The following is a 23,329-nucleotide window of genomic DNA, read 5'->3' on the forward strand; positions in this document are numbered from 1 at the left end:
CTGTTTACGCAAGATTTTCGAAATATGCCTCCAACGCCTCCAGCTGTTCGCTGGCATCCTCAATGGCGTTGAATGTGCGCCGAAACTGGTCGTTAGGGGCGTGCTCCTGGAGATACCAAGAGACGTGCTTACGTGCAATACGAAATCCCTTGCCTGGACCATAAAAGTCGTGCAATTCCCGTATATGCCCGTTTAACAAGCGCTGCACTTCGCCAAGTGGCATCGGTGGCAGCAGCTCCCCAGTGTCCAGGTAATGCTGGATTTCCCGGAAGATCCAAGGTCTTCCCTGAGCGGCACGTCCTATCATCAGGGCATCAGCCCCAGTGTAGTCGAGCACCGCTCTGGCTTTATGCGGGTCAGTGATGTCACCATTCGCGATAACGGGAATGGAAACAATCTGCTTAACTGCCCGAATGCTGTCGTATTCCGCCTCGCCATTAAACAAACAAGAACGGGTTCGGCCATGAATCGTCAGGGCTTGTATACCACAGTTTTCGGCCAATTGGGCAATTTCTATACAGTTACGGTGTTCTGGCGACCAACCCGTCCGGATCTTCAACGTCACTGGTACATCTACCGCATTAACCACTGCGGAGAGGATCTGTTTGACCAATTCAGGATGCTGCAATAATGCTGATCCTGCCAGTTTGCGATTCACTTTTTTGGCCGGACATCCCATATTGATATCGATGATTTGTGCACCATTCGCCACATTGATTTGGGCGGCTGCTGCCATCTCATCCGGGTCATTACCGGCAATCTGCACGGCACGAATCCCCGGCTCATCACTATGAACCATGCGTAAACGCGACTTATCTGTCCGCCATACCTCTGGATTAGAGGAGAGCATTTCAGATACAGCCATCCCAGCCCCCATACCATGACATAGCGCTCTGAAGGGGCGATCTGTGATGCCCGCCATCGGGGCGGCAATCAGGCAATTTGTAAGCTGGATGTGTCCAATACGCATAGACAAAGAATGACCACACTGTGTCCGTAAGGGCGCGTATATTACGCATTTTTGCGCTCAGATGAAAGGCCAAACTTTGACCAATTGATGAAAAAAACGCGATAAATTACAGGTTAATCTTGGCTAATTAATTATTTATTCATATATAACATTGAGTTAAGTTGATATGATTAATTTGTGCGCTTTAGTATTTTCTACTAAACAACATAATTTTCGACTAGTTATGCAACATAGTTGCGGTTGATAATGCTGATTTATTCATCAAATCAATGATAAAGAACAGATATAAATGAGTCAGACTTCTCATTTCAATTAAAAACAGTGCTTGATGGGTTGCGACTTACTGCCAGGAAATGCTAGAGAAACTCTGCAACTTTGGCGTTACAACAGCGAGTGTTGCAACGCCTATAACATAGATAGTCATTATTGGCGTGGTTGCTATGACTTCTTGACACCGGTGATGCGGCACCACTCTTCTTTCTCAGCCACTGGGTCGAGAGTGAATTTATCCTCGTAGGCCTGTGCGACACCCGCTGCCTGTGTTGCCAGTACACCTGACAAGCCAAGATGGCCACCCGTAACCGGCAACACGCTAATCAACGGCGCGAGTTCCCGTAGTGGGCCAGCCAGAATATTGGCGACCACCACGTCAGCGGATAAATCGGCTGGCTGATCTTTGGCAAGATACAGCTCTAAACGCTCTGAAACGCCGTTACGCTGTGCGTTATCACGACTGGCCTGAATGGCTTGCGGATCAATATCAATGCCAATAGCGCGCTTGGCACCGAGTTTTAGAGCTGCAATCGCCAGGATGCCGGAGCCGCAACCGAAATCGATAACGGTTTTATCCTGTAGGTTGAGGCCATCGAGCCATTGTAAGCACAATGCGGTCGTTGGGTGAGTACCGGTACCAAACGCCAAACCGGGGTCGAGCATCACGTTCACGGCTGTTGGGTCGGGCACATCACGCCAGCTCGGGCAAATCCACAGGCGCTCACCAAAACGCATTGGGTGGAAATTATCCATCCATTCACGCTCCCAATCTTTATCTTCCAACTGCTCAATTTTATGGATGAAACCTTGACCGATCTGCGGGTTATATTCCAGCATAGCGACCACTTCCGCCATATCGGTTTCTGCATCATACAGGCCAATCACGTCGGTATCGCCCCATAGGCGGGTTTCCCCCGGCAGTGGCTCAAACACCGGATTATCATGGGTATCTTGAAACGTCACGGACACGGCACCACTTTCAATCAGCGCGTCTCCAAGGGATTCGGCCTGATTACCGGTGGTGTTTAACTTTAGTTGGATCCAAGGCATAGCTTTATCTTCCAAAACCGATCTTCAACTGAGGTTTTACGATCGGTTTTTATCAATAGGGTTTCGGTAAATAATACCTACAAATAGTCATTTATTCAGTGCTGGCAACCACGGGCTGTCGTGCCCGCGCTCTATCGCCAAACTGATTACCGATATAAAACGCCAGCAAATTAAGCACCAATGAGGGCACTATTGGGTGCAGGCCAGCTATCTTAATGTCAAAACTGGCCAGTACTGTATAGCATACCGCGCCGACAATCATTGAGCTAAGGGCCCCGTGGGCATTGGCGCGCTCCCAGTATAACCCCAGCACCAATGGCCAGAGGAACACGGCTTCCAGACCGCCAAAAGCCAACAGATTTAACCAGATGATCATTTCTGGTGGTCGCCAGGCGGCAAGTAGCAATAATAGCCCGAGGATCAATGTCGACATACTGGAAATACGCGCTAATTTACGTTCATTTTTCAGCTCTTCCGGCCGCAGATTGAGGTATAAATCTTTCACAATAGTCGCGGAGGATTGCAGTAACTGGGCATTGATGGTCGACATAATCGCCGCCATTGGTGCTGCCAGGAAGATCCCGGCGGCAAAAGGCGGGAGCACGGTTATCATCAGTGTGGGGATCACTTGGTCCGGAATCTTTAGATCCGGCAAGATAGCCCGGCCTAGCGCGCCGGCCAAATGCATACCGAACATCAAGATTGCTACCACGATGGTGCCGAGGATGATGCCACGATGCACGGCTTTGCTATCACGATACGAAATACAACGCACGGCGGTATGCGGTAGACCAATGACTCCAAAGCACACCAAGATCCAGAATGATGCCATAAACGGTACATCGAGGATCTGATCGCCACCCTGAGGGGAGACCAACGCCGGATCAATATGTTGTAGAGTCTCGACGGCTTTGTGCAACCCACCTGCGGCATGTATAACCGCCACCAGCAGTAAAATGGTGCCGACCAACATCACCATGCCTTGTAAAGCATCATTCAGCACACTGGCGCGGAAACCACCAAAAGAGGTATACAGCGCGATACTGATACCGAAAATCAATAAGCCAGTGTCATAAGGGATGCCAGCTGCGGTTTCCAGCAAGCGCGCACCACCGATAAACTGTACCGTCATTGCCCCGACAAACGCTACTAGCAAGCTGATACTGGCCAACCACACCAGCAAGCGGCTTTGATAGCGGGCATATAGCATGTCGTTGAGAGTCACGGCATTATAACGTCGCGCCAGTATGGCAAATTTCTTACCTAATACTCCCAGTGATAGCCACACAGCGGGTAATTGAATCATTGCCAACAAGACCCAGCCCAAGCCGTATTTATAGGCTGCACCCGGCCCGCCAATAAATGAGCTGGCGCTGATATAGGTGGCAGTTAGGGTCATTGCCAGAACAAATCCGCCCATCGAGCGGTTGCCGATGAAATATTCGTTAAGAAAATTCCCGGTTTTACGGCGGGTATAAGCGTAAACGGATAAGCCGAATACCATGGCCAGATAGCCCACTAATGGCAGGATGACATCAGTTTGCATTGTCATCCTCCAGCGAGATATCACGGAAGACGAAACGCACCATCAGCCAGCACAGCACAATAAATAGCAGCGGCAGCGCAATACAGGCCGCTTCAAACCAAGCCGGCAGGCCGCTTATCCCAGGAATATTGCCCGGTAAATATGCCGTTATTATCCACCCAGCCAGATAAGCCAGCGTTAAGCCAAAGGCCCAGCGCGCTTCTTTGTTCGCCTGTAGGAACCTTGTATCCATATTTTCCCTTCTTACTTAGCCTCGCAGTGTTATTAACTACCGCTATGCGAAATGCCAGCCCTATTAATCAAAAGAAAATTAAACAAATGAAAAGAAAAAGGCCGGTAATTTACCGGCCTTGGCATGAAAGGCGAAAAATCAGGTTTCTTGCAACCCGAGTTTTTTCTCCAGATAGTGGATATTAGTCCCACCATGCTGGAAGTTCTCGTCGTTCATAATACGTTGCTGTAACTCGACGTTGGTCTTGATGCCATCGATAATGAGTTCTGCCAGCGCATTTTTCATGCGGGCAATCGCGACATCACGGTTTTCACCGTAAGTGATCAGCTTGCCGATCATGGAGTCATAATATGGCGGCACGGTATAACCGGCGTAAATATGAGACTCCCAACGCACCCCAAAACCGCCCGGCGCATGGAAACGGGTAATTTTACCCGGACTCGGCAGGAAGGTATTCGGGTCTTCGGCGTTGATACGGCACTCGACTGCGTGACCGTGGACTTTCACTTCATCTTGTTTGATGGAGAGAGGCTGGCCCGCAGCGATCCGCAGTTGTTCTTTGATCAAATCGACACCGGTAATCATTTCGGTAACTGGGTGTTCAACCTGAATACGGGTGTTCATTTCGATGAAATAGAACTCGCCGTTTTCATACAGGAACTCGAAAGTCCCCGCGCCACGATAACCGATCTCCACACAGGCTTTCGCACAGCGCTCACCGATATGACGGCGCATTTCGCTGGTGATACCTGGCGCTGGGGCCTCTTCAACCACTTTCTGGTGGCGGCGCTGCATAGAACAGTCGCGCTCAGCCAGATAGATAGCATTACCTTGCCCGTCAGCCAAAATCTGAATTTCGATATGGCGTGGGTTTTCCAGGTATTTCTCCATGTAAACCATGTCGTTATTGAAAGCCGCTTTGGCTTCCGCACGGGTCATGTTAATGGATTGCTCAAGATCTTTGTCATGACGCACCACACGCATACCACGACCACCACCACCACCAGATGCCTTGATAATGACCGGGTAACCGATTCGTTTGGCAAAGGCTTTGTTCTTGGCAGTGTCGTCATCCAGTGGGCCATCAGAGCCTGGTACACAAGGTACACCGGCTTTCTTCATGGCATTTATTGCAGAAACCTTGTCACCCATCAGGCGAATGGTTTCGGCACGTGGGCCAATGAAGATGAAACCTGAACGTTCTACCTGTTCGGCAAAATCAGCATTTTCAGACAGGAAACCATAGCCGGGGTGAATAGCCACCGCGCCGGTGATCTCAGCAGCAGAAATGATTGCCGGAATGTTCAGATAGCTTTTAACAGAAGGTGCGGGACCGATACAGACAGTCTCGTCAGCCAATAATACGTGTTTAAGATCACGGTCTGCAACAGAGTGAACTGCCACAGTTTTGATCCCCAGCTCTTTACAAGCTCGCAGGATACGCAGCGCAATCTCACCGCGGTTAGCGATTACGATTTTATCAAGCATGGAACGCCTCGTTATTCGATGACGACAAGAGGCTCGTCGAATTCAACCGGTTGGCCGTTTTCAACCAGAATGGCTTTTACAGTACCGGATTTATCTGCTTCGATTTGGTTCATCATTTTCATCGCTTCAACGATGCAAAGAGTGTCACCAACAGAAACTTTCTGACCTACTTCAATGAAGGATTTAGCATCCGGGCTCGGGGTGCGGTAGAAAGTACCGACCATTGGGGAGCGCACGATATGGCCACTGATAGCAGCAGGTGCAGCAGCTTCAGCAGGTGCTGGAGCGACGGCGGCGGCCAGAGCAGGTTGCTGCTGCGGCGCAGCAAAAGCATACGGCTGTTGCATCATTGGGTAGTTTGGTGCGGCAGGAGCACGACTGATGCGTACTGACTCTTCGCCTTCTGAGATTTCCAGCTCTGAAATGCCGGATTCTTCAACCAGTTCGATCAGTTTCTTAATCTTACGAATATCCATGAGTGTGATTCCGTACTCTTTTTGTGTTGCATTAGTTGGATTTTGACAAGCGATTTACCGCTGCCTGTAAAGCAAAGTTGTAGCCATCTGCGCCAAGTCCACAGATTACGCCAACCGCGATATCAGAGAGATATGAATGATGACGGAAAGGCTCCCGGGCATGCACATTAGATAAGTGGACCTCGATAAACGGGATCTGCACACCTAACAATGCATCGCGCAGTGCAACACTGGTATGTGTAAACGCTGCCGGGTTGATCAAGATAAAATCAGTATTACCCCGTGCCTGGTGAATTCTATCGATCAGCACATGCTCTGCATTTGACTGCAAATGGGATAGCACCACATCCATTCCCTGAGCTTGAGTCTCTAATTGGCTGACAATATCAGCCAATGTAGTGTAACCGTACTTTTCCGGTTCACGTGTTCCAAGCAGATTCAAGTTAGGGCCATTCAGAAGCAAAATGTGAAACTTATCCGACATTGTGCTGGTATCTCCGGCAATTAGTCCATCATCGTAAAAAATAACCTGATGTCACCGATTTGTCACCTTTTTACGACGAATTTGACACTGCGATCGGCATTAAGGTCGGGCATTATAATGATATCGTAGCAATTAGCAGCTAAATACTGGTCTTATCAGCGAAGATATTCAATAGAAAAAGATAATGACCAATGAAAAGTTCAGGTTTTTAGCGGCACCATTGGCGAAATTTTTTATAGCGTAGTGCCAATAATATTGCTGCTATCACCGCATAAATAATGGGGAATGGCGATAGCGTTTTGACCGACCAAAGATAATGAATTGGTGCAAGAATGGCGACAACATACACCAAATTATGCAATTTTTGCCAGTTGGCTCCCATTTTTCGCTGTGCCCATAAGGTGGATGTCACCGCCAGTGACAGTAACAATAGCCAACTGATTATGCCTAATGTCAGGTAAGGGCGGGTCACCAGTTCACGCCCCAGCAGGCCAATATTGTTCAGCCCAAGTTCCAGTGCTGAATAGCTGATCAAATGCAATGTTCCCCAGGCAAAACACCATAAACCCAACAATCGGCGACAGCGGATCAACAGCGGTTGCTTACCATAGCGCGCCAGTGGCGTGACCAGCAGTGTCGCCAATAATAATTTTAGGGTCATTAGCCCGGTAAAGTGCTGAATATCTTTAGCGGGGTCGGCACTGAACCAGCCTTGGTCCACCGATAAAATCAGCCACAGAAAGGGGAGTGCGGCCGCCAACCAGATAGCCACTTTTAGCCATTTAATTTGCCGTAAACTGAGCCGCATCAGAAATTCTCCCGCAGATCCAAACCACGATAGAGTGATGCGACTTGATCGGCATAACCGTTAAATAACAGCGTCGGTTGGCGCTGAACATCAAGGATACCGCCTGAGCCAATAAAGCGTTCGGTTGCTTGCGACCAGCGCGGATGGTCGACATGAGGGTTCACATTGGCATAAAAACCATATTCGTTGGGCGCACTTAGGTTCCAAGTGGTTGGGGGCTGGTCATGAGTCAGGCGGATATGAACAATGGATTTTATGCCTTTAAAACCGTATTTCCACGGAGTGACGAGCCGCAGCGGCGCGCCATTTTGGGGGGGAAGGGCTTTGCCATACACGCCCAGCGTCATGAAGGCCAATGGGTGCATCGCCTCGTCCAGTCGCAACCCCTCGACATAAGGGTATTTCAGGCCGCCGCCAATAAAACGATCTTCCTGCCCCGGCATCTGATCCGGCGCATAAATTGTCTGGAATGCGACATAGCGGGCATTGCTGGTGGGTTCAACCAGTTTAAGCAATTTGCCCAATTCAAACCCAATCCACGGCACCACCATCGACCAGGCTTCTACGCAGCGCATACGGTAAATGCGCTCCTCTAATGGGAAGCGTTTTATCAGGTCATCAATATCGAGTGTCATGGGCTTGGCGACGTCACCGTCGATTTTTATCTGCCAACCTTCGGTTTTCAGTGTGCCAGCATTGGCGGCAGGGTCAGCTTTATCCAAGCCGAATTCATAGAAATTATTATAGCCGGTGACTTTATCTTCCGGTGTTAGCGCCAAATCGGGGTGGTAAACGGTTGAGTGAGTGAAGTCTAGTGGCTTGCCAGATGGGGCTTTGGGGCGATTATTCCCTTTAAACCATGCCAGCAAATCAGCTTGTGCAGAGGTAGGCAATGCCAGTGTGGCGGCAGTAATTCCCAATGCTTGCAATACCTTACGGCGCTGATAAAAAACACTTTCTGGGGTGACATCCGCTTCGGTTAGCTTGCGTGGCGTGGCAGCATTACGCAGGGAATGGGATAAAAAGTTGCGCATAAAATGACTCCATCAAACAGGGGGAAGCATATCGGCCTTATTGATATTAATCATGGCGGCTTATAGGGGCAAGTGCTAGGGGGCGGAGAGAAATTTGAAAATCATTACAATACGAATAATAAGCTGGGGAGCATGACACTCTCCCCAGTGGGGGGTGAATCAGCGAACTTTTACCAAGGTTCTACCGGTAATTTCGTTCGCCAATAGGCGAGCGGCGATGGTCGGGGCATCGGCGAGTGTGATAGCTTGCGAAGCTTGTTGATAGAAGCTTTCAGGCAAAATTTCCTGTAAGCGTTGCCAAGCTTGTAGACGGCGTTGTTGCGGTGTCATCACTGAATCGACCCCTTGCAACCGCACATTGCGCAGAATAAAGGGCATCACGGTTGTTGGGAGCGAATAGCCACCAGCCAAGCCACAAGCGGCCACGGTGCTGTTGTAATTCATCTGTGCCAACACTTTTGCCAGTAATTTGTCGCCAACAGTATCAATGGCACCGGCCCATAACTGTTTTTCCAATGGGCGGGAAGCATCAAGATAATCGTTACGTGACAATACCCTATGGGCACCGAGGTCTTTTAGGTATTCACTGTTACTGTCACGACCAGAAATGGCGGCTATTTTATAACCGAGGGCGGCAAGTAGGGCGATTGCTGTGCTACCGACACCGCCGCTGGCCCCGGTGACCACCACTTCGCCACTTTCAGGTGTCACGCTGCCTTCCTCCAATGCCATGACACACAACATCGCGGTAAAACCAGCGGTACCAATAATCATAGCCTTACGCGGTTCTAACCCTTCAGGCATCGGCACCAGCCAGTCGCCGTTGACACGAGCCTGCTCTGCCAACCCGCCCCAATGATTTTCACCGACCCCCCAACCGGTCAGTAAAACCGACTGCCCCACATGAAAACGCGGATCTTCACTACTGTGGACGGTACCGGCAAAATCAATGCCTGGAACCATCGGGAATTCACGGATAATCTTCCCTTTACCGGTGATAGCCAGTGCATCCTTATAATTCAAGCTGGACCAATTAACATCAACGGTGACATTACCGGCTGGTAACAGTGACGGGGATATTTCGCGTACTTCTGCGATAGTCCGGCCTTCAGTTTGCTCAAGTACAAGCGCTCGCATATAACACCTATAGATAGTATGAATGCAGAAAAGTATGGGTTAAGAGTGAGCCAATATAGCGACAACATCAACCTTCTAGCCTGATCAAGAACAAAAATGAGGCCGATGATTTCGTCCGTGACTATCCTTGAAAGAGGATTTGCCAGAAGTTCTGGGAAAACGGCTGAGTTATGGGTTTTTGGTCGAATTATGAAGTAAAAAATCAGTATTATGATGGCAATTTGTCATATAGTGTTTTCCTCGAAGGAACAGAGGCATTTTTTTCACTGAATTGCGCTTCGCAAGGTTAAGGGATGCGATTTACAACCAAACTTTCTGTGTTTATGACCTTGCTGGTCGTATTGGCTATGTGTTTAGTGCTACTGGGTAGCACGGCCAGTTTTTTTTATTTGTGTCAGAAAAAAATGGAGCATCGTCTCCAGAGCATTGTGACAGCTTATGATCAGTCATTGCTGCTGCAACCTGCTGATAAAGAACGTGAATGGCTGCCTATAATGATGCGAACGCTGGGCGTATTGGAAGTTAGCGTCCAGAATGAAAACAGTACGTTGTACCAACTAAAACTCCCTGCCATTTATACTCCCTGGAACAGTCAAAGCCGCTACCGTAGCCTGGTGGTACCGATGTTGCATCAGCCAGGGGCTTCAATGCATTTCAGCTATATTGACCCTTTAAGCAGCTATGCTCGCTCCCTTTATGCTGTCGCGATTTTGTCATTGGTGGTCGTGATTGTCGCGATGACGCTCCTGCTCAGTTTCCGTTGGTTGCGTGAGCAGACCGCCGGCCAGGAAAAACTTGAGTGGCGAGCTAAACGTATTCTGAATGGCGAGCGCGAACATGCTATTCATAGCGAGGGTCATGAATGGCCACCTTGCGCCAGCCGCGCTATTGATCATCTATTAGCTGAACTAATAGAAGTGCGGGAGGAACGTAATCGCGTTGATACTTTGATTCGTACTTTTGCTGCGCAGGATGCCAAAACCGGATTTAGTAATCGCCAGTTTTTTGATAATCAGTTGACGACTCAAATGGAGGAGTCTGGTGCTCATGGTGTGGTTATGATGGTGCAGTTGCCGGACTTTGATAGCCTGATTGAAACGGGTGATCGCCAGCAGGTTCAAGAACTGATGCATTCGCTGATTAACCTGCTTTCTACTTTTGTTACCCGCCATTCCTCTGCGTTATTGGCACGTTATCATCAGAGTGATATTGCGATTTTACTGCCCCATAAAACATTAAAAGATGCTGCTGTTATGGCTGCACAATTAGTTCATGCGGTCGGGTCGTTACCCGACCCACATGTTATTGACCGTGAGTCATTACTGCATATTGGTATTGTGGCGTATCGCAATGGCGATTCAGCCGAACAAATAATGGATAATGCTAGACAAGCGACCAAAAATGCGGCGATGTATGGGGGAAATAGCTGGTATGTTTACGACACCAAAGTAGCAGAAAAAGGGCGTGGCAGTGTCAAATGGCGCACTTTGTTGGAACAAACACTGGCTAATGGTGGCCCACGGCTTTATCAGAAACCGGTTGTTACCGTTGACGGTAAAATTCACCATCGTGAAATAATGAGCCGCATATATGATGGTGAACAAGAATTACGGGCTGCTGAATTTACACCATTGGTACAATTATTCGGTCTGGGTGAGCGATATGACCGTCAAAAAATTGATCGGATAATTCCTTTATTAGCTTTATGGCCAGATGAAACACTGGCATTTTCTATCAGCGTTGATTCATTATTGCAGCGTCCTTTCCAGCGCTGGCTGCGGGATACGCTGTTGCAATGTAGAAAATCTGATCGAGAACGAATTATCTTTGAACTTGCAGAGGCAGATGTGTGTCAATATATCAGCCAAATTCGTCCGATGATGCGTTTGTTACTCGGTGTAGGCTGCAAGGTCATGGTGTCACAGGCCGGATTGACAGTTGTCAGTACGTCATACGTTAAGTCTCTCCGGGTTGAAATGATTAAACTTCATCCAGGATTAGTCAGAAGCATTAATTTGCGTTATGAAAATCAGCTGTTTGTCGAAAGCCTGACCGGTGCCTGTGCGGGAACACATGCAAAAGTTTTTGCAGCAGAAGTTATTACCCGTGAAGAATGGCAAACGCTGAAGGAAAAGGGTGTTTACGGTGGACAGGGCAATTTTTTTGCTCCGCCAACGCTTTTAAACCCCGGAAAGAAAAAATATTCGTATTAGGGCCATGTTTAGCCTGATCGTTGAGCAAAAATTAACGTAGAATGTGTCAGTCATTTCCGTAAATCGTTGGTGGGCACTTACTTCCGGCGAGAATCAGGTTAAATGTTAGATTTTATGTGCTGTGTTACGCCGGTCGTTGCGCAGAATCTGTGTTGTGCGGAGGGTTTATTCAACCTTTTCAAGCAACATGGGGACTGAATGGAACGAGATGTCAATAACGCAGCTACTTTTTCACCGAATCAGGACGTTTTTGCGCCTTGTCGCTGCTTCGTGTGGTTGGTAAAGTAGGCGGATTTTATTTTCCGCCCCCAGCTTGCAGGATTATCCTTTCGTTATGTTTAAGAAATTTCGTGGCATGTTTTCCAACGACTTGTCCATCGACTTGGGTACCGCCAATACCCTTATATATGTTAAAGGACAAGGCATTGTACTGAATGAACCTTCAGTGGTTGCTATTCGTCAGGATCGTGCCGGTTCACCGAAGAGCGTTGCGGCTGTAGGCCATGATGCCAAACAGATGCTTGGGCGTACCCCCGGCAATATCGCAGCTATTCGGCCGATGAAAGATGGCGTTATTGCCGATTTCTTTGTCACTGAAAAAATGCTGCAACACTTTATTAAGCAAGTTCATAGCAACAGCTTTATGCGCCCAAGTCCGCGTGTATTGGTGTGCGTACCGGTCGGGGCAACTCAGGTTGAGCGCCGTGCGATCCGTGAATCTGCTCAGGGCGCAGGCGCCCGTGAAGTGTTTCTGATTGAAGAACCTATGGCTGCGGCAATTGGCGCAGGTTTACCGGTTTCTGAAGCGACCGGTTCAATGGTTGTGGATATTGGTGGTGGTACCACAGAAGTGGCCGTTATCTCTCTGAACGGTGTGGTTTACTCTTCTTCCGTGCGTATCGGTGGTGACCGCTTTGATGAAGCCATCATTAATTATGTGCGCCGTAACTACGGTTCACTGATTGGTGAAGCGACAGCTGAACGTATCAAGCACAGCATCGGTTCGGCCTATCCGGGTGATGAAGTTCTGGAAATTGAAGTCCGTGGCCGTAACCTTGCAGAAGGTGTACCACGTGGCTTTACGCTAAACTCCAATGAGATCCTAGAAGCGCTGCAAGAGCCGCTGACCGGTATTGTTAGTGCAGTTATGGTTGCGCTGGAACAGTGCCCACCAGAATTGGCCTCTGATATCTCGGAGCGCGGTATGGTGCTGACCGGTGGTGGCGCATTGCTGCGTAACTTGGATCGCCTACTGATGGAAGAAACCGGTATCCCAGTAGTCGTGGCAGAAGATCCATTGACCTGCGTCGCTCGCGGTGGTGGTAAAGCGTTGGAAATGATCGACATGCATGGCGGCGATTTGTTCAGCGAAGAATAGTTAGCCAAAGGGAGAAGGGCCGGTCGGATAAATCTATACCCAGGTAAAAGTCATTGGCGTTGCAGCCAGGCAAAGGAACGAATGCGGATACGCTGACACAGGTCAGTTGTTCGTATAAGTGAAAGCCGTGAAAAGTGCTGTAACGTTAAGTACGAAGGGGTGATTGAGATTTGGCGCTTCTTCCTTCATGCCGCCAAGGAATACGCATAATTTATGAAGCCGATTTTTAGCCGGGGTCCATCCCTGCAACTGCGGTTGTTCTTTGCCGTTCTTGCAGCCATTGTTTTGGTTATTGCGGATAGCCGATTAGGTACATTTGTTAAAATACGTACCTACATGGACACCGCCGTTAGCCCTTTCTATTTTCTGGCCAATGGGCCACGTAAAGTTCTCGACAACGTTTCTGAAACTCTAGCTACCCATAAGCAGTTAGAGCTGGAGAACCGTGCGCTACGCCAAGAGCTATTGCTGAAAAATACTGATCTACAGTTGCTTGGGCAATTTAAGCAAGAAAACAATCGGTTACGTGAATTGCTTGGTTCTCCACTGCGTCAGGATGAACAAAAAATGGTGACACAGGTGATGTCCAGCGGGACAGATCCTTATAGTGACCAAGTGGTTATCGACAAAGGCTCTAACAATGGCGTGTATGAAGGCCAGCCGGTTATTAGTGACCGGGGTGTCGTGGGCCAGGTTGTTGCGGTCAGTAAATTAACCAGCCGCGTCTTATTGATTTGTGATACCTCCCATGCTCTTCCTATTCAGGTCCTGCGAAATGATATTCGGGTGATTGCCGCCGGTAGCGGTTGCACCGATGACTTATTATTAGAGCACTTACCTAGCAATACAGATATTCGTGTTGGTGATGTATTAGTGACCTCCGGTTTGGGTGGGCGTTTCCCAGAGGGTTATCCGGTAGCCGTGGTTTCTTCAGTCAAAGTGGATAACCAACGTGCATATACGGTGATTCAGGCGCGTCCGACCGCCGATTTGCAACGTTTACGTTACCTGCTGTTATTGTGGGGCGCAGATCGCAATGGCGATATTCCACTACCACCTGATGAAGTTCGCCGGGTTGCAAATGAACGTTTGGCTCCCATGATGTCGCAAGTATTGCCTGCCGCCGATGAGATGGGCCCTCCGGCACCGCCTGCAAACACGACACCAACAGCCGTGACTGCTCCGGGAGTATCGCCATGAACCGCTATAGCAGCAATGGGCGTTGGGTTATCTGGTTATCTTTCCTGATTGCGATGGTGCTGCAAATTATGCCGTGGCCCGAACAAATTTATATGTTCCGGCCTTCGTGGTTAGCATTAGTCTTAATTTATTGGGTGATGGCCTTACCGCACCGTGTGAATGTGGGAACGGGTTTTATTCTCGGGCTGATTATGGACCTTATTTTGGGTTCAACTCTCGGGGTGCGGGCGCTGGCGCTCAGTATTATTGCTTATTTGGTTGCGTTTAAGTTTCAGCTATTTCGCAATATGGCGCTGTGGCAACAGGCGCTCATTGTGATGTTGCTGTCATTGACAATGGATGTTGTCGTGTTTTGGTCTGAGTTTTTAGTCAGTAATGTCTCATTCCGCCCCGAAGTCTTCTGGAGTAGTGTGGTCAACGGTATTCTGTGGCCGTGGCTATTTTTGTTAATGCGTAAAATTCGCCGTCGATTTACGGTGCAATAAGGATTTAAGACTCATGACCGCCCTGTATCTCGCCTCTGGTTCTCCGCGTCGCCGTGAATTACTAACCCTGCTTGATGTTCCTTTTGAGGTGCTAAAAACGGAAGTTGAAGAGCAGCGTAGACTGGAGGAAAGTGCGCAAGAATATGTCCAGCGTTTGGCACAGGACAAAGCACGAGCAGGGGTGATGGTCGCTCCACGGGATCTGCCGGTTCTTGGAGCAGATACCATTGTGGTGTTAAATGGGCAAGTATTAGAAAAACCTCGAGATAAAGCCCATGCGCAAGAAATACTCAGTGCGCTGTCCGGGCAGCAGCATCAAGTGATCACTGCGGTATCACTGGCTGATAAACAAGACGTGTTATCTACCATGGTGGTAACAGATGTGACATTCCGCGTGTTATCCCAGTTGGAAATCAGTGACTATATTGCTACCGGTGAACCCATGGACAAAGCGGGCGCTTACGGTATTCAGGGGAAAGGTGGTTGTTTCGTCAGAACTATTACCGGCAGTTATCATGCGGTGATGGGGCTGCCGTTAGTTGAAACCCATGAATTACTAAGTCATTTCATTGCGCTGCGTAATGTGAGAGGAAGTCATGACAGCTGAATTACTGGTCAATATCACACCGTCTGAAACGCGGGTTGCCTACATTGATGGTGGCATCCTGCAAGAAATTCACATTGAGCGCGAAGCTAAAAGAGGCATCGTCGGCAATATCTACAAAGGCCGTGTTAGCCGGGTGTTACCGGGTATGCAGGCGGCTTTTGTCGATATAGGGTTGGATAAAGCCGCTTTCCTTCATGCTTCCGATATCATGCCCCACACCGAATGCGTGGCTGGGGATGAGCAGAAAAACTTCAATGTGCGCGATATCGCTGAACTGGTTCGCCAGGGGCAGGATTTAATGGTGCAGGTGGTGAAAGATCCGCTTGGCACCAAAGGCGCACGTTTAACCACTGATATCACGCTACCTTCTCGCTATCTGGTGTTAATGCCAGGGGCTGCCCATGTTGGTGTTTCCCAGCGTATTGAAAGTGAAGTTGAACGCGAACGCCTGAAAAAAACCGTGGCAGAGTATTGCGATGAGCAAGGTGGTTTTATTATCCGTACCGCCGCGGAGGGGATTGGTGAAGAAGAGTTGGCCGCTGATGCCGCCTTCCTTAAACGCTTATGGACGAAAGTTCAGGAACGTAAAAAACGCAATATCACCAAATATAAGCTGTATGGTGAAATGGCACTGGCGCAGCGGGTGCTCCGTGACTTTGCCGGCGCTGCGTTGGATAAAATCCGTGTTGACTCCAAATTGACTTACGATTTGCTGGTGGAGTTTACCCGTGAATATATTCCAGAAATGACTGAGAAACTGGAGTTGTATGCGGGCAAACAACCCATTTTTGATCTCTACGATGTCGAAAATGAAATACAGCGCTCTTTAGAACGCAAAGTTGAATTAAAATCAGGTGGTTACCTGATTATTGACCAGACAGAAGCCATGACCACCGTGGATATCAACACCGGTGCATTTGTCGGTCATCGTAATCTTGACGAAACTATCTTCAACACCAATATTGAGGCCACTCAAGCTATCGCCCGCCAGTTGCGGATGCGCAATCTGGGGGGGATTATCATTATTGATTTCATTGATATGAGTAATGAAGAACATCGTCGGCGTGTTTTGCATTCACTGGAGCAAGCGCTGAGTAAAGATCGGGTAAAAACCAGTATTAACGGTTTCTCTCAGCTAGGCTTAGTTGAAATGACCCGTAAACGCACGCGGGAGAGCATCGAGCATGTGCTGTGCAATGAGTGCCCGACCTGCCGTGGCCGTGGCACGGTCAAATCAGTGGAAACCGTGTGTTATGAAATCTTGCGCGAGATTGTCCGTGTTCACCATGCTTATGATTCCGACCGCTTCCTGGTTTATGCATCTCCGGCAGTGGGCGAAGCGCTGAAAGGCGAAGAGTCTCATGCGCTGGCTGAAGTGGAAATCTTCGTCGGTAAGCAAGTGAAAGTCCAGATTGAGCCACTGTATAATCAAGAACAGTTTGATGTGGTGATGATGTAAGCACCTCCCGGCCTGTGTGTATAGGTTCTATCGGGAGCCGCGGCCACTTGTGCGGCGGATAGCAAGGAGAGAAGTGTGAGGCGACTGCCCAGGATAATGTTTGCGACAGGCGCCACAATAATTGTTGTGGTGGCGCTGTTGGTCAGTGGGCTACGCATGATGCTGCCTCACATCAACGATTATCGTCCGCAAATCGTGGCCAAAATTCAGTCCATTAGTGGCATTCCACTGGAAGTGGGGTTCATGCAAGGGACGTGGGAAACCTTTGGTCCGACGTTGGAAATGCGTGATATTCGTGCGACATTGCCGCAAGCCAATTGGCAGGTGCAACGGGTGACCCTTGCGCTTGATGTATGGCAATCATTGCTGCATTGGCGCTGGCAATTCCGTGATATGACTTTCTATCAATTGCAGCTGGATCTCAACACCACGTTGGATCGGCAGCAGAACAATGGCAACAACTTTGAAGCCAGCACGCTCACTGATATCTTCTTACGCCAATTAGATCATTTTGATCTGCGCAACAGCCGTGTTTCATTCCTTACCCCATCAGGCCCTCGCGCCGAATTAGAGATCCCACAGTTGACCTGGCTTAACTCCCCAAGTCGGCATCGCGCTGAGGGGCAAATCAGTCTGTCGACTATCAATGGTCAGCACGGCGTGTTGATGGTGCGGATGGATCTGCATGATAATCAGGGGATTTTGAGCAATGGCACTGTTTATATGCAGGCCGATAATATTGATTTAAAACCTTGGATTAGCCGTTGGCTGCATAATAATACTGGGTTAGACAGTGCCGAGTTCAGTCTGGCGGCCTGGTTGAGTATCAAAAGTGGCGAAATCTACAGTGGCAATGTGCTGCTCAGCCAGGGGCAGGCCAATTGGACGGTGGGGAGCGAATCCCACCAACTTGCGGTGGATGATTTTGTGCTGGAAGGCTGCCGACAGGGCAATGGCTGGCAAATTGATGCGCCGGAATTGAACCTCAAAACTGACGGCCAATCTTGGCCAAAAGGGCATTTATCTGCGCTGTGGTTGCCGGAAAATACCCAATTTATTGGGCCAGACCAATCTCAAGAATTACGAATTCGTGCCACGAATATTCAGCTAGAGCGAGTGGGGCCGATATTGCCCACATTGTCACTTTTTACTCCTGAGTTAATGAATCACTTAGCGGATTTGCAGCCACAAGGGATTATCGATGCGCTGGCATTGGATATTCCCATCAGCCAGCCGCAAAAGACCCGTTTTCAGGCCAAATGGCACGATATCAGTTGGCAGCATTGGGATATGTTGCCGGGGGTAAATAATTTTGCCGGTGCACTCAGTGGCTCTGCCGAACTTGGGCGGCTGGATATCAACTTAAAAAACAGTACATTACCTTATGGCGATATGTTCCGCGCACCACTGGAGGTGAGCCAAGCCAGTGGCGCAGTGAACTGGCAAGTTGATGATAAGGGCTGGGAGTTATGGAGTGATCAACTGGATGTTCGGGCTAAATCATTATGGGGCAATGGCAGTTTCCGCTATATGCAGCCAGATGGTGGCCAGCCGTGGCTCAAGATTCTGAGCGGTATCCGCCTGTATGATGCTACTGATGCCTGGCGCTATTTCCCGGTGCCGTTAATGGGCGAGAAACTGGCCGATTATCTGACTGAGGCGCTACAGGGTGGGCAGGTGGATAATGCCACGCTGATTTACAACGGCAATCCCCATGATTTCCCTTATAAACATAAAGAAGGCCAGTTCCAGGTTTATGTTCCACTGCGTAACGCCACCTTCCAGTTCCAGCCCGATTGGCCTGCGTTGGACAATTTAGCCATTGACCTCAATTTCCTCAATGAAGGTCTATGGATGAACGCGCCTCACGCCATGCTGGGTAAGGTTACCGGCAGCAATATCAGCGCCATCATTCCCGATTACCTGAAAGAAAAACTGTATGTCGATGCTGAAGTCGTTGGTGAAGGGCGCGCTGTCCATGACTACTTTACTGGCACCCCCCTTAAAGATTCAGTGGCGGAAACATTGCAAGAATTGCAGGTCGGAGGCAATGTAAGTGGGCGCTTACATCTCGATATCCCCTTGGAAGAAAACCGCATTACCCATGCCAGCGGTGAAGTGACACTGAAAAATAACAGCTTGTTGGTAAAGCCGCTGCAAAGCCAATTGGAGAATATCAGCGGAAAATTCCGCTTCAATGATGGCAATCTTGAGAGTGACACCTTATCAGCCAACTGGTTTGGGCAACCGTTAACCGTTGATTTTACTACTGAAGAGCAGCCAAAAAACTTTTTGGTCAATGTTGGGCTACATGGTGACTGGTTACCGGCTAAATTACCGGGGGTACCCGCCGATGTGGCGACATTGCTGAATGGCAGCGCCAGTTGGCAAGGCAAAGTTGCGGTACAATTACCCAAACACGGTAAACCAGATTATAAGATTGATGTCACTGCCGACCTCAAGAAAGTAAGCAGTCACTTACCGTCACCGCTAGATAAATCAAGTGGTCAATCTTTACCGCTCCAGGTACAGGTGGCCGGTGGGCTCGAGAGTTTCACCTTATCGGGCAGTGCGGGCGGTAATAATGCCTTTAATAGCCAATGGCTAATGCAAAAGCAGCAAGTGGAGTTGGCACGAGCTATCTGGCAGACCGGCAGCAAAAAAACGCCGCTGTTGCCGGATGATAAAGGTTTAGTGCTCAAGTTACCTAATCTGGATGGCGAGCGCTGGCTGGCCTTGCTCGGGTCTGAGTTTGCGGCCGTCAGTGCGCCTTTTGCTTCATCTGCTCAACCGACCCTAAAAGGCGGTGAATCCAATATCATTCTCCCTAAGCGGCTGATATTACAGACCCCGCAGCTGTTGATCGGTGGGCAAGCTTGGCATGATTTGGCCTTAATGGTCGAGCCGCTGCCCGCGGGAACCAAAGTCACGGCGAAAGGTCAGGAAGTGGATGGAAGTTTGCTGATGGCTGAGTTTGGGCCATGGAATGCCAACTTTGATTATCTTTATTACAACCCGCAATGGGCGGCCAGTGCAGACAAATCCCCACTGGCGCAAGCGGCATTGCAGGAGCCACAAGGCCCCAGTAAAATTTCGTTCCATGGCTGGCCAGCCCTACAATTGCGTTGTAAATCCTGTTGGGTCCTGGGGCAGAATATTGGGCGGGTTAATGCGGATTTGACCCCAAAAGGCAATATTCTGGCGCTGACCAATGGCCTTATTGAGGCGGGTAATGGGCGGGCGAAAATTACCGGGCAATGGCAACAAGAGGGTGACAGTGATAAAACCGAGCTCAATGTGGCACTGACCGGGCCAAAAATCGATGAAACCATCTCATTCTTTGGCCTGACGACACCCATGAAAGATGCTTCGTTTGATATCAATGCTGATGTCAATTGGCATGGTGTTCCGTGGCAACCACAGATAAATACCCTCAATGGTACATTAAGGGGTAAATTGGGTAGAGGGTTACTGACTGATCTCGGTGGCGGGCGGGCGGGCCAACTATTGCGGCTGGTCAGTTTTGACGCACTATTGCGTAAGCTCCAGCTCGATTTTAGTGATACGTTTAGTCGTGACTTCGCGTTTGATTCTATTCGCGCCACCGCCAATATCAAAAATGGCGTGATGCACACCAATGATTTAGTCGTTGATGGGCTAGCGGCTGATATTGCCATGAGCGGTAATGTCGATTTGGCGAAACGCCAGATAGCCATGGAAGCGGTTATTACGCCAGAGATTTCTGCCACTGTCGGTGTTGCAACTGCTTTTGCAATTAACCCAGTGGTCGGGGCAGCAGTATTTGCGGCCTCGAAGATTTTAGGGCCTTTATGGAGCAAGGTTTCGCTGATTCGCTACCAGATTACTGGCAGTTTGGATCAACCGACCATCCATGAAGTATTACGCCAACTAAAGGAGAGTAAGGCGCCATGAAAAATGCCAATGTTGCATTATTACAGCTATGCAGCGGTGAAAATACCCGTGACAATCTGGCTCAAATTGAGCAGCAGATCAAACAGTTAAACTCAGGCATTCAACTGGTTATGACGCCAGAAAATGCATTGCTATTTGCCAATGCAGCTTCCTATCGTCACCACGCCGAACAACATAATGACGGGCCATTACAGCAAGAAGTACGCGAGATGGCCCGCAAATATGGTGTCTGGATCCAAGTGGGATCCATGCCGATGATAAGCCGCGAGTCACCGGATCTTATCACCACCAGCAGCTTGCTGTTTGACGACCAAGGCGAGCTGAAAGCGCGCTATGACAAAATACATATGTTTGATGTGGATATAAAAGATATTCATGGCCGTTATCGTGAGTCAGATACCTATCAACCGGGCCAACAACTGACGGTGGTGGATACGCCGGTGGGCCGCTTGGGTATGACGGTTTGCTATGATTTGCGTTTCCCCGGCTTGTTCCAAGCTTTACGGGCACAGGGCGCTGAGATTATTTCAGTCCCGGCGGCCTTTACCAAAGTTACCGGTGAAGCGCATTGGGAAATTTTATTGCGCGCACGGGCGATTGAAAACCAGTGTGTAATACTGGCCGCAGCACAGGTAGGGCGTCATGGCGCGACCCGCCGTACCTGGGGCCACACCATGGCGGTCGATGCTTGGGGTAAAATCATTGGGCAGAATCCAGATGCGGTTGCTGCTTTAAAAGTCAAAATCGACACCACAGGTTTGAAAACTATTCGTAATCAGATGCCGGTATTGCAGCACAATCGCTTTGTGTCGTCGCTGGTGCCGCCATTATCTGATTCAAAACAATCATCTAAATAAAGAGTGAAAATTATGAGCCTCTCGTTTGTCAGTGAGCAGTTACTCGCTGCTAACAAGCTGAACCATCAGGACTTGTTCTCAGTATTGGGGCAGTTGGCTGAACGCCGCCTCGATTACGCTGACCTGTATTTCCAGTCCAGCTATCACGAGGCCTGGGTGTTGGAAGACAGCATCATCAAAGATGGCTCTTACAATATTGATCAGGGTGTTGGCGTGCGAGCAGTCAGCGGTGAAAAAACCGGTTTTGCCTATGCCGACCAAATCACCCTGAATGCCTTACAGCAAAGTGCCCATGCGGCACGCAGTATCGTGCGTGATACCGGCAATGGCAAAGTGCATACCTTGGGTGAGATTTCCCATCAGGCGCTCTATCCGCTGCTCGACCCGCTGCAAAGTTTGTCACGGGAAGACAAAATCGCTTTGTTGCACCGGGTCGATAAAGTGGCGCGTGCTGCGGACAAACGAGTGCAGGAAGTGAGTGCCAGTCTGACTGGCGTGTATGAGCAAATCCTGGTGGCGGCTACCGACGGTACGCTGGCGGCGGATGTACGCCCTCTGGTGCGGCTGTCAGTTAGCGTATTGGTGGAAGATAACGGCAAACGCGAACGCGGTGCCAGTGGTGGCGGTGGCCGTTTCGGCTATGACTACTTCCTGGAAACCGTTGATGGCGAAGTGCGGGCTGATAATTTTGCCAATGAAGCGGTCAGAATGGCACTGGTGAATCTGTCTGCTGTTGCCGCTCCTGCCGGTGCTATGCCGGTAGTATTAGGTGCAGGCTGGCCGGGTGTATTACTGCATGAGGCGGTAGGTCACGGGTTGGAAGGTGATTTTAACCGTCGTGGCAGCTCCGTATTTAGCGGCCAAATGGGTAAATTGGTGGCTTCAGAACTCTGTACTGTGGTGGATGATGGCACCATGCAAGGTCGCCGTGGCTCATTAGCTATTGATGATGAAGGGGTGCCGGGCCAGTACAACGTACTGATTGAAAACGGTATTCTGAAAGGTTATATGCAGGATAAGCTGAACGCACGCCTGATGGGGGTTGCGCCGACCGGTAACGGCCGCCGTGAATCCTATGCGCACTTGCCAATGCCGCGCATGACCAATACTTATATGTTGGCGGGCAAATCAACACCGGAAGAGATCATTGCCAGTGTGGAATATGGCCTGTATGCACCTAACTTTGGTGGTGGTCAGGTGGATATCACCTCCGGCAAATTTGTGTTCTCAACTTCCGAAGCTTACTTAATTGAGAAAGGCAAAATCACCCACGCGGTGAAAGGCGCGACCTTGATTGGCTCCGGCATTGAAGCTATGCAGCAGATTTCCATGGTCGGTAACGATCTGGCGCTGGATAAAGGCGTCGGAGTGTGTGGCAAAGAGGGGCAAAGCCTACCAGTGGGAGTCGGTCAACCGACTCTGAAACTGGATAATTTAACCGTGGGTGGCACGGCGTAGAGTTTTTATTTATCACTAATACTTTCCCATATTGTTGGGGAAAGTATTAGTGGCTGACATATTATGACCGCCGGAGCGATCGTTTTAATATAGTGCTCGTGATGTCGTATGTAAAATAGACATTTATTGATTTAAACTTCTTTTATCCATTGATTTTATTCCCCAGTCACTCGGGTAAATAGTTTTAAATGTGCTATGTATACAACGCTATATAGAGTTTTTAGTCTATATTCAGATATTG

At 49.3% G+C, this 23,329-nt stretch carries 19 protein-coding genes; 9 read left to right on the forward strand and 10 right to left on the reverse strand.

What is annotated here, in order from left to right:
• Positions 1-4 precede the first annotated feature (4 nt).
• The 10 genes from dusB to acuI form a co-directional block, all read right to left on the reverse strand.
• Positions 5-970 (reverse strand): tRNA dihydrouridine synthase DusB, encoded by a 966-nt coding sequence (dusB, locus tag DX162_RS07955; RefSeq protein WP_004392395.1) that lies wholly within the window; start codon positions 968-970, stop codon positions 5-7.
• Positions 971-1,408: 438 nt separating this feature from the next.
• Entirely contained in the window at positions 1,409-2,293 is an 885-nt protein-coding gene (prmA, locus tag DX162_RS07960) for a 50S ribosomal protein L11 methyltransferase (RefSeq protein WP_032820772.1), read from the reverse strand.
• Positions 2,294-2,384: 91 nt separating this feature from the next.
• Positions 2,385-3,839, reverse strand: a complete 1,455-nt coding sequence (panF, locus tag DX162_RS07965; protein ID WP_032820771.1) for a sodium/pantothenate symporter — start codon at positions 3,837-3,839, stop codon at positions 2,385-2,387.
• The gene (locus DX162_RS07970; RefSeq protein ID WP_004392391.1) at positions 3,829-4,071 is read right to left on the reverse strand and encodes a YhdT family protein; all 243 of its coding nucleotides are present in this window, start codon (positions 4,069-4,071) and stop codon (positions 3,829-3,831) included. The genes panF and DX162_RS07970 overlap by 11 nt, the downstream gene beginning before the upstream one ends.
• 138 nt (positions 4,072-4,209) lie before the next feature.
• Entirely contained in the window at positions 4,210-5,559 is a 1,350-nt protein-coding gene (accC, locus tag DX162_RS07975; protein ID WP_004392390.1) for an acetyl-CoA carboxylase biotin carboxylase subunit, read from the reverse strand.
• 11 nt (positions 5,560-5,570) lie between these two features.
• Positions 5,571-6,035, reverse strand: a complete 465-nt coding sequence (gene accB, locus DX162_RS07980) for an acetyl-CoA carboxylase biotin carboxyl carrier protein (protein ID WP_004392389.1) — start codon at positions 6,033-6,035, stop codon at positions 5,571-5,573.
• Positions 6,036-6,066: 31 nt separating this feature from the next.
• The gene (aroQ, locus tag DX162_RS07985) at positions 6,067-6,519 is read right to left on the reverse strand and encodes a type II 3-dehydroquinate dehydratase (RefSeq protein WP_032820770.1); all 453 of its coding nucleotides are present in this window, start codon (positions 6,517-6,519) and stop codon (positions 6,067-6,069) included.
• Positions 6,520-6,727: 208 nt separating this feature from the next.
• Positions 6,728-7,327, reverse strand: coding sequence for a protein-methionine-sulfoxide reductase heme-binding subunit MsrQ (gene msrQ, locus DX162_RS07990; RefSeq protein WP_032820769.1), 600 nt, complete (start codon positions 7,325-7,327; stop codon positions 6,728-6,730).
• Positions 7,327-8,361, reverse strand: coding sequence for a protein-methionine-sulfoxide reductase catalytic subunit MsrP (gene msrP, locus DX162_RS07995; protein ID WP_004392387.1), 1,035 nt, complete (start codon positions 8,359-8,361; stop codon positions 7,327-7,329). Before msrP ends, msrQ begins: the two co-directional genes overlap by 1 nt.
• A gap of 159 nt (positions 8,362-8,520) precedes the next feature.
• Positions 8,521-9,498 carry an acrylyl-CoA reductase (NADPH) gene (gene acuI, locus DX162_RS08000; protein WP_004392385.1) on the reverse strand — a complete coding sequence of 326 codons (978 nt, stop codon included), beginning with the start codon at positions 9,496-9,498 and terminating at the stop codon, positions 8,521-8,523.
• A 293-nt stretch (positions 9,499-9,791) separates the two neighbouring features.
• On the opposite strand from acuI, the gene csrD reads away from it, so the two are divergent.
• From csrD to tldD, 9 genes are all read left to right on the forward strand, one after another.
• Positions 9,792-11,711 (forward strand): RNase E specificity factor CsrD, encoded by a 1,920-nt coding sequence (gene csrD / locus DX162_RS08005; RefSeq protein WP_032820768.1) that lies wholly within the window; start codon positions 9,792-9,794, stop codon positions 11,709-11,711.
• A gap of 334 nt (positions 11,712-12,045) precedes the next feature.
• Positions 12,046-13,089 carry a rod shape-determining protein MreB gene (gene mreB / locus DX162_RS08010; RefSeq protein WP_002228205.1) on the forward strand — a complete coding sequence of 348 codons (1,044 nt, stop codon included), beginning with the start codon at positions 12,046-12,048 and terminating at the stop codon, positions 13,087-13,089.
• A 213-nt stretch (positions 13,090-13,302) separates the two neighbouring features.
• Positions 13,303-14,289 carry a rod shape-determining protein MreC gene (gene mreC / locus DX162_RS08015; protein WP_004392380.1) on the forward strand — a complete coding sequence of 329 codons (987 nt, stop codon included), beginning with the start codon at positions 13,303-13,305 and terminating at the stop codon, positions 14,287-14,289.
• The gene (gene mreD / locus DX162_RS08020) at positions 14,286-14,774 is read left to right on the forward strand and encodes a rod shape-determining protein MreD (RefSeq protein WP_032820767.1); all 489 of its coding nucleotides are present in this window, start codon (positions 14,286-14,288) and stop codon (positions 14,772-14,774) included. The genes mreC and mreD overlap by 4 nt, the downstream gene beginning before the upstream one ends.
• 13 nt (positions 14,775-14,787) lie before the next feature.
• A complete protein-coding gene (locus DX162_RS08025) occupies positions 14,788-15,381 on the forward strand; it encodes a Maf family protein (RefSeq protein WP_004392378.1) in 594 nt (197 codons plus the stop codon).
• Complete coding sequence (gene rng / locus DX162_RS08030) at positions 15,371-16,840, forward strand: ribonuclease G (RefSeq protein WP_032820766.1); 1,470 nt, start codon at positions 15,371-15,373, stop codon at positions 16,838-16,840. The genes DX162_RS08025 and rng overlap by 11 nt, the downstream gene beginning before the upstream one ends.
• 75 nt (positions 16,841-16,915) lie before the next feature.
• Positions 16,916-20,773, forward strand: a complete 3,858-nt coding sequence (gene yhdP / locus DX162_RS08035) for an AsmA2 domain-containing protein YhdP (protein WP_098081063.1) — start codon at positions 16,916-16,918, stop codon at positions 20,771-20,773.
• Positions 20,770-21,630, forward strand: coding sequence for a deaminated glutathione amidase (gene nit1 / locus DX162_RS08040; RefSeq protein ID WP_032820765.1), 861 nt, complete (start codon positions 20,770-20,772; stop codon positions 21,628-21,630). Before yhdP ends, nit1 begins: the two co-directional genes overlap by 4 nt.
• A 12-nt stretch (positions 21,631-21,642) precedes the next feature.
• On the forward strand, positions 21,643-23,088 hold the full coding sequence (gene tldD, locus DX162_RS08045) for a metalloprotease TldD (RefSeq protein ID WP_032820764.1): 1,446 nt from the start codon (positions 21,643-21,645) through the stop codon (positions 23,086-23,088).
• Positions 23,089-23,329: the final 241 nt, after the last annotated feature.

It is taken from the genome of Yersinia kristensenii (genome assembly GCF_900460525.1).
GTDB lineage: Bacteria > Pseudomonadota > Gammaproteobacteria > Enterobacterales > Enterobacteriaceae > Yersinia > Yersinia kristensenii.

What these genes read in the sequence shown, in the direction of transcription:
- dusB (WP_004392395.1), bottom strand. Translation starts at nt 970, where the DNA reads ATGCGTATTGGACACATCCAGCTTACAAATTGCCTGATTGCCGCCCCG.
- prmA (WP_032820772.1), bottom strand. Translation starts at nt 2,293, where the DNA reads ATGCCTTGGATCCAACTAAAGTTAAACACCACCGGTAATCAGGCCGAA.
- panF (WP_032820771.1), bottom strand. Translation starts at nt 3,839, where the DNA reads ATGCAAACTGATGTCATCCTGCCATTAGTGGGCTATCTGGCCATGGTA.
- DX162_RS07970 (WP_004392391.1), bottom strand. Translation starts at nt 4,071, where the DNA reads ATGGATACAAGGTTCCTACAGGCGAACAAAGAAGCGCGCTGGGCCTTT.
- accC (WP_004392390.1), bottom strand. Translation starts at nt 5,559, where the DNA reads ATGCTTGATAAAATCGTAATCGCTAACCGCGGTGAGATTGCGCTGCGT.
- accB (WP_004392389.1), bottom strand. Translation starts at nt 6,035, where the DNA reads ATGGATATTCGTAAGATTAAGAAACTGATCGAACTGGTTGAAGAATCC.
- aroQ (WP_032820770.1), bottom strand. Translation starts at nt 6,519, where the DNA reads ATGTCGGATAAGTTTCACATTTTGCTTCTGAATGGCCCTAACTTGAAT.
- msrQ (WP_032820769.1), bottom strand. Translation starts at nt 7,327, where the DNA reads ATGCGGCTCAGTTTACGGCAAATTAAATGGCTAAAAGTGGCTATCTGG.
- msrP (WP_004392387.1), bottom strand. Translation starts at nt 8,361, where the DNA reads ATGCGCAACTTTTTATCCCATTCCCTGCGTAATGCTGCCACGCCACGC.
- acuI (WP_004392385.1), bottom strand. Translation starts at nt 9,498, where the DNA reads ATGCGAGCGCTTGTACTTGAGCAAACTGAAGGCCGGACTATCGCAGAA.
- csrD (WP_032820768.1), top strand. Translation starts at nt 9,792, where the DNA reads ATGCGATTTACAACCAAACTTTCTGTGTTTATGACCTTGCTGGTCGTA.
- mreB (WP_002228205.1), top strand. Translation starts at nt 12,046, where the DNA reads ATGTTTAAGAAATTTCGTGGCATGTTTTCCAACGACTTGTCCATCGAC.
- mreC (WP_004392380.1), top strand. Translation starts at nt 13,303, where the DNA reads ATGAAGCCGATTTTTAGCCGGGGTCCATCCCTGCAACTGCGGTTGTTC.
- mreD (WP_032820767.1), top strand. Translation starts at nt 14,286, where the DNA reads ATGAACCGCTATAGCAGCAATGGGCGTTGGGTTATCTGGTTATCTTTC.
- DX162_RS08025 (WP_004392378.1), top strand. Translation starts at nt 14,788, where the DNA reads ATGACCGCCCTGTATCTCGCCTCTGGTTCTCCGCGTCGCCGTGAATTA.
- rng (WP_032820766.1), top strand. Translation starts at nt 15,371, where the DNA reads ATGACAGCTGAATTACTGGTCAATATCACACCGTCTGAAACGCGGGTT.
- nit1 (WP_032820765.1), top strand. Translation starts at nt 20,770, where the DNA reads ATGAAAAATGCCAATGTTGCATTATTACAGCTATGCAGCGGTGAAAAT.
- tldD (WP_032820764.1), top strand. Translation starts at nt 21,643, where the DNA reads ATGAGCCTCTCGTTTGTCAGTGAGCAGTTACTCGCTGCTAACAAGCTG.